The organism is Pseudomonas sp. 13B_3.2_Bac1 (genome assembly GCF_025466205.1).
GTDB classification, from domain to species: Bacteria; Pseudomonadota; Gammaproteobacteria; order Pseudomonadales; family Pseudomonadaceae; genus Aquipseudomonas; species Aquipseudomonas fluorescens_H.
Genome location: NZ_JANLOG010000134.1, coordinates 13,471 through 28,746, shown reverse-complemented (window position 1 = coordinate 28,746; position 15,276 = coordinate 13,471). Strand labels below are relative to the sequence as shown.

Annotated in this window: 14 protein-coding genes; 12 read left to right on the top strand and 2 right to left on the bottom strand. The window is 61.3% G+C overall.

Annotated elements, in window-relative coordinates; translation table 11 throughout:
• Positions 1 to 75 precede the first annotated feature (75 nt).
• Positions 76 to 867 (top strand): hypothetical protein, encoded by a 792-nt coding sequence (locus NTD85_RS22190; RefSeq protein WP_003223198.1) that lies wholly within the window; start codon positions 76 to 78, stop codon positions 865 to 867.
• Between the two features lie 160 nt (positions 868 to 1,027).
• On the opposite strand, the gene prmB is transcribed toward NTD85_RS22190, so the two are convergent.
• The gene (prmB, locus tag NTD85_RS22185) at positions 1,028 to 1,936 is read right to left on the bottom strand and encodes a 50S ribosomal protein L3 N(5)-glutamine methyltransferase (protein WP_262143226.1); all 909 of its coding nucleotides are present in this window, start codon (positions 1,934 to 1,936) and stop codon (positions 1,028 to 1,030) included.
• Positions 1,937 to 2,174: 238 nt separating this feature from the next.
• Here prmB and NTD85_RS22180 point away from each other — a divergent pair, with 238 nt between their 5' ends.
• From NTD85_RS22180 to NTD85_RS22145, 8 genes are all read left to right on the top strand, one after another.
• Positions 2,175 to 2,765: a cysteine hydrolase family protein gene (locus NTD85_RS22180; protein WP_003223193.1), complete on the top strand. Its 591-nt coding sequence runs from the start codon at positions 2,175 to 2,177 to the stop codon at positions 2,763 to 2,765.
• Between the two features lie 130 nt (positions 2,766 to 2,895).
• The gene (locus NTD85_RS22175; RefSeq protein WP_003223191.1) at positions 2,896 to 3,216 is read left to right on the top strand and encodes a hypothetical protein; all 321 of its coding nucleotides are present in this window, start codon (positions 2,896 to 2,898) and stop codon (positions 3,214 to 3,216) included.
• A gap of 74 nt (positions 3,217 to 3,290) precedes the next feature.
• Complete coding sequence (locus tag NTD85_RS22170; protein WP_262143225.1) at positions 3,291 to 3,848, top strand: Smr/MutS family protein; 558 nt, start codon at positions 3,291 to 3,293, stop codon at positions 3,846 to 3,848.
• Between the two features lie 77 nt (positions 3,849 to 3,925).
• Positions 3,926 to 4,471, top strand: coding sequence for a GTP cyclohydrolase I FolE (gene folE, locus NTD85_RS22165; protein WP_003204506.1), 546 nt, complete (start codon positions 3,926 to 3,928; stop codon positions 4,469 to 4,471).
• 104 nt (positions 4,472 to 4,575) lie between these two features.
• Complete coding sequence (locus NTD85_RS22160; RefSeq protein WP_003223187.1) at positions 4,576 to 4,947, top strand: glutathione S-transferase N-terminal domain-containing protein; 372 nt, start codon at positions 4,576 to 4,578, stop codon at positions 4,945 to 4,947.
• Between the two features lie 281 nt (positions 4,948 to 5,228).
• A complete protein-coding gene (locus tag NTD85_RS22155) occupies positions 5,229 to 8,432 on the top strand; it encodes an efflux RND transporter permease subunit (protein WP_262143224.1) in 3,204 nt (1,067 codons plus the stop codon).
• A gap of 1 nt (position 8,433) precedes the next feature.
• Positions 8,434 to 9,624, top strand: coding sequence for an efflux RND transporter periplasmic adaptor subunit (locus NTD85_RS22150; RefSeq protein WP_262143223.1), 1,191 nt, complete (start codon positions 8,434 to 8,436; stop codon positions 9,622 to 9,624).
• Positions 9,617 to 11,065 carry an efflux transporter outer membrane subunit gene (locus NTD85_RS22145; protein ID WP_103521097.1) on the top strand — a complete coding sequence of 483 codons (1,449 nt, stop codon included), beginning with the start codon at positions 9,617 to 9,619 and terminating at the stop codon, positions 11,063 to 11,065. Before NTD85_RS22150 ends, NTD85_RS22145 begins: the two co-directional genes overlap by 8 nt.
• A gap of 6 nt (positions 11,066 to 11,071) precedes the next feature.
• Here NTD85_RS22145 and NTD85_RS22140 read toward each other — a convergent pair whose 3' ends face one another.
• Positions 11,072 to 12,238: a PLP-dependent aminotransferase family protein gene (locus NTD85_RS22140; RefSeq protein WP_262143222.1), complete on the bottom strand. Its 1,167-nt coding sequence runs from the start codon at positions 12,236 to 12,238 to the stop codon at positions 11,072 to 11,074.
• Positions 12,239 to 12,320: 82 nt separating this feature from the next.
• Between NTD85_RS22140 and NTD85_RS22135 the strand changes: the two genes are divergently transcribed.
• The 3 genes from NTD85_RS22135 to NTD85_RS22125 all read left to right on the top strand — a co-directional run bounded on the left by NTD85_RS22135 (position 12,321) and on the right by NTD85_RS22125 (position 15,124).
• Positions 12,321 to 12,767, top strand: a complete 447-nt coding sequence (locus NTD85_RS22135; RefSeq protein WP_045122353.1) for a MarR family winged helix-turn-helix transcriptional regulator — start codon at positions 12,321 to 12,323, stop codon at positions 12,765 to 12,767.
• A 290-nt stretch (positions 12,768 to 13,057) separates the two neighbouring features.
• Complete coding sequence (locus tag NTD85_RS22130; RefSeq protein ID WP_201138326.1) at positions 13,058 to 14,407, top strand: NCS2 family permease; 1,350 nt, start codon at positions 13,058 to 13,060, stop codon at positions 14,405 to 14,407.
• 90 nt (positions 14,408 to 14,497) lie between these two features.
• A complete protein-coding gene (locus NTD85_RS22125; RefSeq protein WP_003223174.1) occupies positions 14,498 to 15,124 on the top strand; it encodes a LysE family translocator in 627 nt (208 codons plus the stop codon).
• Positions 15,125 to 15,276 lie beyond the last annotated feature (152 nt).

The window sequence follows — 15,276 nt, the reverse complement described above, 5'->3', positions numbered from 1 at the left end:
AAAAAACGGCCGATAAGCCTTTGTCGCCAGCGTACCGGCTGGCGACAAGCAGGGCTTGGACAGGATCTCGCCGTTATGACTGATACCCCGACTTCACCCGACACCACCGCTGAAAAAGACGCACCGCCAGCGGTCGAGCTGCCATGGGCGGACGTCAGCGTCGAGCACCACAAGATGCTCCGCCTGGCCCCGCTGCAGACCGACCGCAACACCGGTGGCCGGCCGCTGCGCTTTGTCGAATTCGGCTATGCCGAGCGCAACAGCAAAGAACACAGCCTGATGCGCATGGCGATCAAACTGCCCGGCCAGCGCGTGCGCAAGGAGCAGAACCAGCTCGACGTGTGGGTCAATCACACCAGCAAACGTGTGCATTTCGGCCCGGACAGCGGCTTGCAGATCGAACCGCTGAACCGTGGCATCGGTCGTTTCATGGCCGCGCAAGGCATCAACTGGGCGAAAAAACGCTGGCCCGCCTACACCGTCGACGGCATGGACTTGAACAACAAGGACGCGCTGAATGAAGACACCCGCCTGCGTCGCGATCACTTCTTGCGCGTGCATGGTTTTGATGTGGTGTACGCCGATGCCCAGCATCTGAAGGGCAGCGTCAAAGAGGTGCAAGTCGGTGACTTGCTGGGCGACTGGAACAGCGAAAAGCTGCAGATCGTCGAGATTCTTGAAGCGGCGCAGATGCTGCAACAGGCCGAGCAGAACCTGGCCGAGCAGGAAGTGAAGCTGAAGAAGCAGGAAGACAAAGTCAGCAAGTTCAAGCGTGAAGACGCCGGGTTGCGCTTCACCATTACCTGTCTGGTGGCGTTTGCGGTGTTTCAGGCGGGGTTGCTGATCTGGATTGCTACGCACCGCTGAAATCAGCGATGACCTGTGGCGAGGGAGCTTGCTCCCGCTCGGCTGCGAAGCAGTCGTAAAACATGCGCATGCGGTATGTCTGGTGCACCGTCATTGCATATTTTGGGTCTGCTTCGCAGACCAGCGGGAGCAAGCTCCCTCGCCACAGAAGTCAGTCAGGTCAAACGCGGGAAGCGAACAGCGCCTGATGATTGCGGCACTGCTCCGCCGTCAGCATGAACACGCCATGCCCGCCGCGCTCGAATTCGAGCCAGGCGAAGTCGACTTCCGGGTACAGCGCTTCGACGTGCACCTGGCTGTTGCCCACTTCAACGATCAGCAAACCCTTCTCGGTCAGGTGATCTGCCGCTTCGGCGAGCATCCGCCGTACCAGGTTCAGACCGTCATCACCGCAGGCCAGGCCCAGCTCCGGTTCGTGCTGGTATTCATCCGGCATGTCGGCGAAATCTTCCGCGTCAACGTACGGCGGGTTCGACACGATCAGGTCAAAACGCTGCCCCGGCAAACCATCGAAACCATCGCCCTGCACGGTATAAACGCGCTCATCGACGCCATGACGCTCGATGTTCTGATTGGCCACTTCCAGTGCTTCGAACGACAGATCCGCCAGCACCACTTCGGCGTTCTGGAATTCGTAGGCGCAGGCGATGCCGATGCAACCGGAGCCGGTGCACAGGTCGAGAATCCGCGCAGGCTCGTCGCCGATCCACGGTGCAAAGCGGTTTTCGATCAGTTCGCCGATCGGTGAACGCGGGATCAGCACGCGCTCATCGACGATGAACGACATGCCGCAGAACCACGCCTCGCCCAGCAGGTACGCAGTCGGGATGCGCTCTTCAATGCGGCGCTTGAGCAGGCGTTGCAGGTTGACCAGTTCGTCGTCTTCCAGCGCACAATCGAGGTAGCTGTCGGCAATTTCCCACGGCAGGTGCAGGGCACCCAGCACCAGTTGCCGGGCTTCATCCCAGGCGTTGTCGGTGCCATGACCGAAAAACAGATCCTCCCCATGGAAGCGGCTGACGGCCCAACGGATGTGGTCGCGCAGGGTACGAAGTCGGGAAGTGATCACGGGGCAGAACTCCAGAAAAAACGACTGACGATTCTACCAGCCAAAACGCCCGCCGACGACGCAGGAAAATCAGCGGAGCGACAGTAGGACTTTTCTGATTTTTGCATCAGCTATTGAACAGAACGTGTAACTTGACAAGGCTGCAGGCCAGTAACGACGGCGCCTACGATGGTAGCGGTTCACAGAACCGCTCAGCCAGAGGACAATGCCGCAAAAGCCCCACCCCAAGGAGCCCCGAATGTCCGTTCCAAAAACGATGTTTCAACTCAGCGGCCGCGGTTACGCAGCGGCCACCCTGAGCCATGCCACCGTGGTCATCATCGATGCCCAGAAAGAGTACCTCAGTGGCCCGCTGGCCCTGAGCGGCATGGACGCGGCCGTCGCGAACATCAAACAACTGGTCGCCGCGGCCCGTGCAGCCGGTCGGCCGATCGTGCACGTGCGTCATCTCGGCACCGTCGGTGGCCTGTTCGACCCGCAAGGCGAACGTGGCGAGTTCATCCCCGGCCTTGAGCCACAGGGCGATGAAACCATCATCGGCAAACTGCTGCCGAGCGCGTTCCATGGCACCGAACTGCTCGATCGCCTGCAAAACCTCGGTTCGCTGGACCTGATCGTCTGCGGCTTCATGAGCCATTCCAGCGTCAGCACCACCGTGCGCGCGGCGAAGAACCTGGGCTTCCGTTGCACCCTGGTCGAAGACGCCTGCGCCACCCGTGACCTGCCGTTCAAGGGCCGCGTGCTCAGCGCCGCCGTGGTGCAGGAAGCGGAAATGGCGATCATGGCCGACAACTTCGCCACCCTCGCCCTGACTCAAGATCTGATCTGATCTGCTCTGATGAGCGGCTCAGCACGCCGCTCATCCGCAAAAGCCTCGCATTTGCTTCAATTGCCTTAGCCTCAGGAACAACCCGGTCAACTCCCGGTCGAAGGGCCGATACCCATTGAGGAAGGTCGGAATGAAGTTATCCGATGGATTTGACGCACGCCGCTTGCGGCCCAAAGGCCAAAGCAACTGGCGTTTTCGATTCGGCGCAGCGATCGCCGCCATTCTGGCGACGTTCGGTGTGCTGCTGGCGATGGCCGGTGCCGCCAGCCTGCTGGGGCGCCCGCCGGCGCTCGGCGACTTGAATGCCACGCCGACGGGTTCGGCGATCATTCTGGCGGTCGGTTTGTTGTTCCTGTACTTCGGCGTGGCGCTGTGGCGTCGATGCCGGCGTCGCGCCCGGCAATCGCGGGAACTGAACATGTCCCCGCACCTGATGAAAAAACACGACTGAGGTGATGGCCTGGCTTTTTGCCGGGCCGTTTTGTTTCGACTTGGGTAAACTGGCCGCCCTTCGCGGAGGCTGACATGCAAGACGACGATTTTTCCCTGTTCAAAAGTGCGATCCAAGGCGTCAAGCCGATCAAGCACGACCGCGCCGACACCGGCAAACCCAAGGCTGACCGCGCGCGGATCGCCAAGCTGCGCCAGTCCGCCACCGTGCGCACCGACACCACCACCGTGGATGGCCTGTCCGATCAGTTCGTGATCGACGTCGGCCCCGAAGACGAGTTGATGTGGGCCCGCGACGGGGTGCAGGAAAGCCAGATGCGCAAGCTCAAGATCGGCCAGATCCCGTTCGAAGGCAGCCTCGACCTGCACGGCATGAACGTAGAGAAGGCCCGGGAAACCCTCTGGGCTTTTCTCGCCGAAGCGACCAAATTCGAAATCCGCTGCGTGCGCGTCACCCACGGCAAGGCTGTGCGTCTGGACGGCAAGCGGCCGATGATCAAAAGCCACGTCAACACCTGGCTGCGTCAGCATCCGCAAGTGCTCGGTTTCTGCTCGTGCCAGGCGAAACACGGCGGTGCCGGTGCGGTGTACGTGATGCTCAAACGCACCATGATGGAAGGCCGCGACGAATAATCGCGTTACACCGAACTTGCAGGGTTGTGTCCGCCACCGTACCCTTGCCCTTTGCGAAAATCCCCACAGGTAGTTTCATGTCCCTGGAACAGAATTACACCGCGATTCTCGGCCAACTGGGCGAGGACGTCTCCCGCGAGGGCCTGCTCGACACGCCAAAGCGTGCCGCCAAAGCCATGCAGTACCTCTGCCGCGGTTATGAACAGACGCTCGAAGAGGTCACCAATGGTGCCCTGTTCAGCTCCGACAACAGCGAAATGGTGCTGGTCAAGGACATCGAGCTGTACTCGTTGTGCGAACACCACCTGCTGCCGTTCATCGGCAAGGCGCACGTTGCGTACATCCCGAGCGGCAAAGTGCTGGGCCTGTCGAAGGTCGCGCGGATCGTCGACATGTACGCCCGCCGCCTGCAGATCCAGGAAAACCTCAGCCGCCAGATCGCCGATGCGGTGCAGCAAGTCACCGGCGCGCTGGGCGTGGCCGTGGTGATCGAGGCCAAGCACATGTGCATGATGATGCGCGGTGTCGAGAAACAGAATTCGTCGATGATCACTTCGGTGATGCTCGGTGAGTTCCGCGAAAACGCAGCAACCCGCAGCGAATTCCTCAGCCTGATCAAGTAATTCGCGGTACGAAGAAAACCGGCATTCATCGCCGGTTTTTTTTCGCCCGCAAAAAATCGGGTAAGCTGCGCGCCCTTCTCTTTTTGCACCGTGAGGCTTTCAACGTGTTCGTCAAAGCGCTTCGTGTCGGCCTCGGCCAACTGATCATCTTCATCGACTTCATTACCCGCCCGGGCAAGAAACAGCGTCCGGCCGAAGTTCAGGCACAGGTCAACTCGGCCGCCAAAGACCTGACGCTGTACCAGTTCCACGCCTGCCCGTTCTGCGTGAAAACCCGCCGCACCCTGCGTCGCTTGAACGTGCCGGTGGCACTGAAGGACGCGAAGAACAACGAGCATGACCGCCAGACGCTGCTGGAACAGGGTGGCAAGATCAAGGTGCCGTGCCTGCGCATTGAAGAGAACGGGCAGACGACCTGGATGTATGAGTCCAAGGTAATCATTGATTATCTGGATAAGCGGTTTGCTGCTATCTGAATGATTTTCGGTGTCCTGAGCGACGCCTTCGCGAGCAAGCTCGCTCCCACAGGGGGCGGGTCACGCCTGATTGCTTACCAAGCTAACTAAATATTCATCTACTGTTGGTCGATTTGCCGGCTGCCACAGCCACGGCGGTCTATTCTGCGAAAAGCAGAGCCAGAGGCGCATTCACCTGCCATCCGGGCTCACCCACGCTCCCACGGACAGGCAGTCGATCAAGCGCTCACGGCCCGTTCATCGCTCGTATCGCTGTCCGCTCCGTTGCCCGGACAATCGCAATGCATGCACTGGTACGTATCGCGCTGGGAAAACCGTATACCTTTGTGGTGCTGGCGATTCTGATCCTGATCGCCGGTCCGCTGGCGGCGCTGCGTACGCCCACCGACATCTTTCCCGAGATCCGCATTCCGGTGATCGCGGTGATCTGGCAGTTCACCGGTTTATCGCCCGACCAAATGGCCGGACGGATCACCTCACCGTTCCAGCGCGTATTGACCACCACGGTCAACGACATCCGCCACATCGAGGCGCAGTCGCTTAACGGCTTCGGGATCGTGAAGATCTTCTTCCAGCCCAACGTCAATATCACCAACGCCAACGCGCAAGTGACTTCGGTGTCGCAAGCGATCCTGCGCCAGTTGCCGCCGGCGACCACCCCGCCGCTGATCCTCAACTACAGCGCCTCGACGGTGCCGATCATTCAACTGGCGTTGTCCGGCAAGAATCTGAGCGAACAACAACTGGGCGATATCGGCCTGAACACCGTGCGATTGATGCTGACCACTGTCGCCGGAGCGGCCATCCCCTATCCGTTCGGCGGCAAGAGCCGGCAGATCCAGATCGACCTCGACTCGGCCGCCATGCAGGCCCGCGGGCTCTCGGGGCAGGATGTCGCCAACGCACTGGCCACGCAGAACCTGATCACCCCGGTGGGCACCGAAAAAATCGGCGACTATGAGTACCCGCTGCTGCTGAACAACGCGCCGACGGACTTCAAGGACCTGCAGGATTTACCGATCAAGACCGCCAACGGCACCACAGTGCTGATTCGCGATGTGGCAACCGTGCGTGACGGCAATCCCCCTCAAACCAACATCGTTCACGTCAACGGCAGCCGCTCGGTGCTGCTGACCATTCTCAAGACCGGGTCGGCCTCGACCCTTGGCGTGATCGACGGTATCCGCAACAAACTCGCCGACTCCAAGGCTGCGCTGCCTGACAACCTGAAAATCGAGTTCATCGAGGATCAGTCAGTGTTCGTCCGCGCGGCGATCAGCAGCGTGGCCAAGGAAGGGATCATCGCGGCAGCCCTGACCAGCCTGATGATTCTGCTGTTCCTTGGCAGCTGGCGCTCGACGGTGATCATTGCCGTGTCGATTCCGCTGTCGATTCTGGCCTCGATCGCGACCCTCGCCGCCCTCGGCGAAACCCTCAATATCATGACCCTCGGTGGCCTCGCCCTGGCAGTGGGGATTCTGGTGGATGAAGCGACCGTCACCATCGAAAACATCAACTGGCACCTGGAACAGGGTAAAGAGGTGAAGACCGCGATCCTCGACGGTGCCGCGCAAATCGTAACCCCGGCCTTCGTTTCGCTGCTGTGCATCTGCATCGTGTTCGTGCCGATGTTCTTCCTTGAAGGCATCGCCCGCTATCTGTTCGTGCCGATGGCCGAAGCGGTGGTGTTCGCCATGATCGCTTCGTTCCTGCTGTCGCGGACGCTGGTGCCGACCATGGCCAACTACCTGCTCAAGCCGCACACCAAGGAGGAACAAGCAGCGCACAATCAGCGTTCGCGCAATCCGCTGGTGCGTTTTCAACGCGGTTTCGAGAAGCGCTTCGAGGCCGTTCGCGATCGCTACCACGCGATGCTGGAAACCACCCTGCACCACCGGGGAATTTTCGTTGTGTGCTTTTTCGGCTTCGTGCTTTTGTCGTTTACCCTCGTGCCGTTTCTGGGGCGCAACTTTTTTCCGGCGGTCGATGCGGGACAGATCCTGCTGCATGTACGCGCGCCGGTCGGCACCCGCGTAGAGAAGACCGCCGAGCTGATTTACGACGTCGAGAACGCGATCCGCCGCATCATCCCACCCGCCGATCTCGGCTCGGTGGTCGACAACATCGGCCTGTCTATCAGCGGCATCAACATCACCTACAACAACACCGGCACCGTGGGTTCGCAGGACAGCGACATCCACATCAAGCTCAATGACGGTCACCGCCCCAGCGCCGACTATATGCGGCAGATTCGCGAGCAACTGCCCAGGCAATTTCCCAGTCTGGTGTTTTCCTTTCCACCGGCGGATATCGTCGGGCAGATCCTGAATTTCGGTGCGTCGGCGCCCATCGACCTGCAGATCCAGGGCGGCAATCAAGTCGCCAATTTCGCCTACGCCAATACCTTGTTGCGTGAGATCCGGCGAGTCCCGGGAGTGGCCGATGCGCGCCTGCAACAATCCGAGCAACTGCCAACCTTTCAGGTCAACGTCGACCGCACCCGCGCGCAACTGGTGGGCATCACCGAACGCGATGTGACCAACAGTCTGGTGGTCAACCTCGCGGGTTCGAGTCAGGTGGCGCCGACGTACTGGCTCAACACCGCCAACGGCATTTCTTATCCGATCGTGATGCAGACGCCGCAATACAACCTCGACTCGCTGTCAGCGCTGAACAACCTGCCACTGAGTCCGGCCGGCGCCGGCAATGCCCAGCAGATTCTCGGCGGTCTGGCGACGCTTGAGCGCACCAACAGCCATTCGGTGTTCAGCCAGTCGGAGTTGCAACCGGTGGTGGAGATTTTCGCGTCGACTCAGGACCGCGACCTTGGCGCCGTGGCGGCGGATATTCAGGACATCATTAATGCCCACGCCAAAGATGTTCCGAAGGGTTCGAAAGTCGCCCTGCAAGGCCAGGTGCAAACCATGAACAGTGCGTTCAACGGCATGCTCTATGGCTTGCTCGGCGCGGTGGTGCTGATCTATCTGGTGATCGTGGTCAACTTCCAGTCGTGGCTCGATCCATTCGTGATTCTCATGGCGTTGCCGGCGGCACTGGCGGGGATTGTCTGGATGCTGTTTCTCACCCACACGCCATTGTCGGTGCCGGCGCTGACCGGGGCGATCATGTGCATCGGGGTGGCAACCGCCAACGCGATTCTGGTGGTCAGTTTCTGCCGCGAGCGCCTCGACGCCCATGGTGACTCGGTCAGTTCGGCACTGGAGGCCGGGTTCACCCGTTTTCGCCCGGTGCTGATGACTGCGCTGGCGATGATCATTGGCATGACCCCGATGGCCCTGAGCCTGGGAGAAGGTGGCGAGCAAAACGCGCCACTGGGTCGGGCGGTGATCGGCGGGCTGTCCTTTGCCACGGTGGCGACGTTGTTCCTGGTGCCGATCATTTTCAGCATTGTCCACGCCCGAGACGCCCGCGAGCCGGCCCCGGCCGCTGACGCGCCACTGCCTCCTGCCCCGGAGGGCGCCTGACATGACTGACGAGCACATTGCCCCGGACACCCCTGCGCCCCAGCGGCGCAAGCACAGACTGTGGCGCATCGCATTGACCGGGCTGGTGCTGGTGTTGATCGTCATCGCGTGCATCATCTGGCGCGTCAGCGAATCGCGCACGCTCAAGGACTGGACCGACAAACAGGCCGTGGCCAACGTGGTGCTGATCTCGCCAAGCATCGCCCCGCAAGGTCCGGTGCTGAATCTGCCGGGACGGCTGGAGGCGTACTCCCGCGCCTCGATTTTCGCCCGCGTCAGCGGGTATTTGAAGTTATGGAAATTCGACATCGGTGCGCCGGTCAAGGCCGGTCAATTGCTCGCCGAAATCGATGCCCCGGAGCTTGATCAACAACTGCTGCAAGCCCGCGCCGACCTCGCCACCGCCCAGGCCAACGAGTCGCTGGCGGCGACCACGGCAAAGCGCTGGCAGGCGATGCTGGCCTCCGATTCGGTGTCGCGCCAGGACGTTGATCAACGCAACGGCGACCTCAGCGCCAAGCAGGCGCAGGTACTGGCGGCAAAAGCCAACGTCGACCGATTGGTGGCAACCAAAGGCTTTCAGCGTCTGGTAGCGCCGTTCGATGGCGTGGTGACCGCGCGCGAAACCGATGTCGGCGCGCTGATCAACGCTGGCAGCGGCAGCAACGGTCCCGAGCTGTTTGTGGTGTCCGATGTCAGCCGCTTGCGGGTTTATGTGCAGGTACCACAGAATTTTTCGCCACTGGTCCGTGCGGGGACCAGCGCCAATCTGACCGTGCCGGAATATCAGAAGGAGCAGTTTCCGGCCAAGGTCATCGCCACCGCCGACTCGGTGAATGCCACCTCCGGCACGACACTGGTTCAGTTGCTGGTGGATAACCCCGGCGGACGCCTGATCCCGGGCGGCTTCACCAATGTCGAGTTCAAGTTGCCGGTGCAGGTCAACGCCTTGCGGCTGCCGGCCAGTGCGTTGCGCTACGACGAACACGGCTTGCGCGTGGCGACGCTGGATGCAAATGACAAGGTGCGCTTCAAGACCATCACCATTGCCCGCGAGTTGGGAGATTCAGTGGAGATCGGCTCCGGCCTGCTGGCCAGTGACCGAGTGATCGATACCCCGCCGGACGGCCTCGCCGACGATGACAGCGTGCAGATCGTGCAGCCCGACAAGGGAGGCAAAAACAATGGCTGAGCGCTCGGCGTTGTGCACTGCCGCGTGGGTGTTGGGCGCGGCGCTCGGGCTCAATGCCTGTTCGCTGGCACCCACCTACCACGTGCCGCCGACGCCGGTTGCCGCGCCGTTTCACACGGTCGCACCGTGGACCACGGCGCAGCCTTCCGACCAGTTGAACCGCGATGGTTGGTGGCGGATGTACAACGACCCGCAGCTCGACGCGCTGCAACAGCAATTGCTGCACAACAACCCCGACCTGAGCGCCGCGCTGGCGCATTACGCCCAGGCGCAGGCGTTCGTCAAACAGGTCGAGGCCGGGCTGTTTCCGAGCATCACCGGCAATGCCCAGCCGCAGCGCATTCGCCAGTCGGACAACAAGCCGCTGCGCAATGGCGGCCCGGATGAGTACAACTCGGTGACGCTCGGGGCCGAGATCGATTACGAGGTGGATTTGTGGGGCCGGGTGCGCGACACGGTCGCCGCCGGCAAGGACGAAGCCCAGGCGCAGAAGGCTGACCTGGCCTCGGCGCGCCTGAGCCTGCAGACGCAACTGGCCGACACCTACATCCGCCTGCGCGGACTGGATCAGCAAACCCGCCTGCTGAAGGAAACCGGTGCGGCGTTCGAGAAAGCCCTGAACCTGACGCAGGGCCTGCATGACGGCGGCATCGTCTCCGGACTGGACGTGGCCCGTGCCCGCACGCAATTGTCATCGACCAAATCGCAGCTGACGCAAAACCAGGCGCAACGGGCCTTGCTGGAACATGCGATCGCCGCGTTGGTCGGCGCATCGGCCTCGGACTTCAGCATCGCCGAGAGCACTCATCCGGTGACCCTGCCGGTAGTGCCGGTCGGGTTGCCGTCAACCTTGTTGCAGCGCCGCCCGGACATCGCCGCCGCCGAGCGCCGCACCGCTGAAGCCAACGCGAAAATCGGCGTGGCCAAGGCCGCGTTCTATCCCAGCCTGACCCTGAGCGCGCAGGCCGGTTTTCAAAGTGCCGAGTACGCCAAACTGCTTTCCGCACCTAATCTGTTCTGGGTCATCGGCCCTTCGCTGTTGGGCACTATTTTCGATGGCGGCGCACATCAGGCTGAACTGGATGCAGCACGGGCCGCCACCGACGAAGCCGGCGCGCACTATCGCAGCGTGGTACTGGCGGCGTTCGCCCAAGTCGAAGACAACCTGTCGCTGGTGTCCGGCCTGGGCTCGGCACTGAAGGATCAGCGCGACGCGGCGGACGCGGCGCAGCAGTCAGAGAACCTTGCGCTGGACCAGTATCGTCAAGGGGCGGTGGGTTATCTGGATGTGGTGTCGGCGCAGACCACCGCCCTGCAGGCGCAGAGCAGTGTGCTGGATTTGCAGACCCGTCAGCTCAGCGCCAATGTCGGCTTGATCAAGGCGCTGGGTGGCGGCTGGTCGAACGAGGAGTTGGCGAGCATCGCCGCGCAGAAAGAGTGATCGCTCTTACGCCGCTAACGCTGCCTGGGCTTGGCGCACCACCGCCGCCAGTCGCTTGAGCCCTTCATTCAGACGCGCCGGATCGATGTGGCTGAAGTTCAGGCGCAGATGCCCGTGATGGTTGTCCGGATCCGCAAAGAACGGCTCACCGGGCATGAACGCTACGTCGTTGGCCAGCGCGGCGTTGAGCAGCGTTCGCGTATCCAGCGGTTGCTTTAGCGTCAGCCAGAAAAACAGCCCGCCCTGCGGCATGTTCCAGTGCGCCAGATCGGAAAAATGCGTTTCGAGCGCTGATTGGAAAGCATCCCGGCGCTGCCGGTAAAAACCGCGCAACTCGCTCAGGTGCTGCTGATATTTTTCACTACCAATCCATTGCAGCGCCTGCCACTGGCCGATGCGGTTGGTGTGCAGATCCGCCGATTGCTTGAGCTTGAGCAAATGCGGGAACAGGTCCGGACTGGCGATCAGGTAGCCGACGCGCAAACCCGGCAGCAGGGTTTTCGATACGGTGCCGGTGTAGATCCAGCTGGCTTTGTGCAGGCGCCCGGCAATCGGTTTGGCGCTGCCGCCGTCGAACGTCAGTTCGCGGTACGGCTCGTCTTCGATCAGGGTTACGCCGAATTCATCCAGCAACGCGGCGACGGCGGCGCGTTTGGCTTCGCTGTAGCGCACGGCGGAGGGGTTCTGGAACGTCGGGATCAGGTAGATGAACGCCGGGCGATGTTGCTCAAGGCGACTGCGCAGTTGAGCGAGATTCGGGCCATCGGATTCTTGCGGCACGGTCAGGCATTCGGCGCCGAACAGCTGGAAGATCTGTAGCGCGGCCAGGTAGGTCGGCGCCTCCAGGAGAATTTCGGTGCCTTTGTCGATGTACAACTTGGCTGCCAGATCGAGGGTCTGCTGGGAACCGCTGACCACCAGCACCTGACTCGCCTCGCACGCCAGGCCCAGCGCCCTCGCCTCCGCTGCCAGTGCTTCACGCAGCGCCGGCTCGCCCTCGCTCATGCCGTACTGACCCAGCGCCAGCGGCATCTCGGCCCATTCGACTTTCGGCAGCATGGCTTCGGCGGGCAGGCCACCGGCGAACGACATCACCTCCGGGCGCTGGGCGGCGGCGAGGATTTCACGGATCAAAGAACTTTTAAGGCGCGAGACACGTTCGGAAAAAGCCATGGGAGTCACCGGTAGCGAGGCTGGAGAGATTTGAGTCAAACTGCTTGACCGAAACTACGACAGCTTGAGCGAGTACGTCAACATGCTTGACCTTAAAAGCCCCGCCAGCCAGCAACAGGCGATGGAAGCGTTTTTCTTCGGCTATCAGGCGTTCACCGCCAAGGCCGATGAAATGCTGGAGCGCCGCGGTCTGTCCCGGGTGCATCAGCGGATTGTATTTTTCATCGCGCGCTATCCGAATTTGAGTGTGAAGGAGTTGCTGGGATTGCTCGGCGTGAGCAAACAGGCGCTGAACATGCCGTTGCGCCAACTGCAGGAAATGCACCTGGTGGACAGCGTGGCGTCGGCGGCGGACAAGCGTAAGCGTCTGCTGGAATTGACCGTGGAAGGTGCGAAGTTCGAGCAGGCGTTGCGTCGTGAGCAGGTGAAGTTGCTCGAACGGGTGTTTGCCGAGGCTGGGGAGGCGGCGGTGAATGGGTGGCTGGCGGTGAATATGGCGCTTGGGAACACTCAGTCACCTCTCGATTGACTGGACTGGCCTCTTCGGGAGCAAGCCCCCTCCCACAGTGGAACGCATTTCAAATGTGGGAGCGAGCTTGCTCGCGAAGGGCCCCCAAGAGCGATATATCCCTATCGCCTGACCTTTCGTAAACAAAACCAAAAACAATATTTGCTTTATTTGTACACAAAAGCATAATCCACTGCGTGCGAGTTCCTGACCGCATGGTCAACAAATTCGCGTATGCCTCAAAGGGCTGCTGCCACCCCTCATGGGTCCGGCCCTGGAAATAACAATAAAACTCTTGAGGAGTACTCGCTGTGGAAAGCCGCAAATCCGAAGCATCGACGCTGGAACTCTCGCCGCCCTTACGCACAGGCGTGCTGGAGCGCATCTTCAAACTCAGCTTGCATGGCACCACGGTGAAGACCGAGCTGATTGCCGGTCTGACAACCTTCATCACCATGGCCTACATCATCTTCGTCAACCCGAACATCATGGCCGATGCCGGGATCGATCACGGTGCAGCCTTCGTCGCCACCTGCATCGCCGCCGCGCTCGGCTGCCTGCTGATGGGTCTGTACGCCAACTGGCCGGTGGGCCTGGCGCCGGGCATGGGCCTCAACGCATTCTTCACTTACACCGTGGTCGGCACCATGGGCTACAACTGGGAGACCGCGCTCGGTGCGGTATTCGTCTCCGGCGTGCTGTTCATGATCCTGACCTTCTCGCGCATTCGCGAATGGCTGCTCAACAGCATCCCGGTCAGCCTGCGCTTTGCGATGGGCGCCGGTGTCGGTCTGTTCCTCGGGCTGATCGGCCTGAAAACCGCCGGCATCGTCGTCGACAGCCCGGCGACGCTGATCAAACTCGGCTCCCTGCGCGAGCCCGGCCCGCTGCTCGCCGCGATCTGCTTCCTGATGATCGCGATCCTCAGCTACCACAAAGTCTTTGGCGCGATCCTCATCAGCATCATCACCGTGACCCTGGCCGGTTGGGGCCTGGGCATCGTGCACTACTCGGGCATCATGTCGACCCCGCCGAGCCTGGCGCCTACGTTCATGGCCATGAACATCGCCGGTGTGTTCAACGTCAGCATGATCAGCGTGGTCCTGGCCTTCCTCTTCGTACACATGTTCGACACCGCCGGCACCCTGATGGGCGTCGCCCAGCGCGCGAATCTGGTCAACGCAGACGGGCGTATCGAAAACCTTTCCCGCGCGATGAAAGCCGACAGCGCCTCCAGCGTCTTCGGTGCGGTGGTCGGCGTTCCTCCCGTCACCAGCTATGTGGAAAGTGCCGCTGGCGTAGCAGCTGGTGGTCGGACTGGTCTTACCGCAGTCACCGTGGGTGTGCTATTTATAGCCGCGATGTTTTTCGCGCCACTGGCCGGCATGATTCCGGCTTACGCCACAGCCGGTGCGCTGATTTACGTAGCGATGCTGATGATGGGCGGCATGGCGCACATCGAATGGGATGAGGCCACTGACGCCATCCCGGCGATTGTCACCGCGATCATGATGCCGCTGACCTTCTCGGTCGCCGATGGCATTGCGCTGGGCTTCATCACCTACGTGGCGCTGAAGGCCGGCACCGGCAAGCACAAGGAAATTTCCGTCAGCCTGTGGGTGCTCTGCGCGATCTTCATCGCCAAGTTCATCTTCTTGTAAGCGTCACGCGGTTCAAGCGTCAAAACAGCCTCACCCTCGCGGGTGGGGCTTTTGCACATTCTTGAGTACAACAAAAAAAGGAGCAAAGTGATGAGTCTGGAAACCTGGCTGCTGTTCAGCGGCGCTGCATTGGTGGTGATCCTGATTCCGGGGCCGCTGTCGTTGTTGATGATCAGCAACAGTCTGAACTACGGCTTGCGCCGCTCTTACCCGGCATTTCTCGGCGGCGTGATCGCCTCGATCTGCCTGCTCAGTGCTTCGGCGCTGGGGCTCGGCGCCCTGCTGCTGGCGTCGGAACAACTGTTCAGCGCCCTGAAAATCGTCGGCGCGCTGTACCTGTTCTATCTCGCCTGGCAGAGCTGGCAGCAATCGCGTCAGCCAGCGGTCGGTGCCGAAGTACCACAAGCCGCTCCAGTGCCACGCTTTCGCACACTGTTCGGGCGCGCCTTTGTCTTGGGCGCGAGCAATCCGAAAGACATTCTGTTCTTCGCCGCGTTTCTGCCGCAGTTCCTCAGCGCACAACAGCCGTTCCTGCCGCAGTTGCTGATCATGATTGCGACGTGGGTGGTGCTGGATCTGTGCTGCAAACTGGCTTACGGGCTGGGCGCGCATGGTGCAGCGCGGTATCTGCGTAGCGGCAAGGGACAGAGCTGGTTCAATCGGGTGAGTGCCGGGTTGTTCAGTGGTGCCGGGGCTGCTTCCCTGTTGAGCCGCTGACAGCAAAAGCTTCGCGAGCAAGCCCGCTCCCACAAGGGAATGCATTCCAAATGTGGGAGCGGGCTTGCTCGCGAAGGCGTCAGATCAGACAACACTTTCCTCCAGGCGAAAAAAAGCCCGCAGTGTGAGCGGGCGAAAGACCAAAGAAGCTA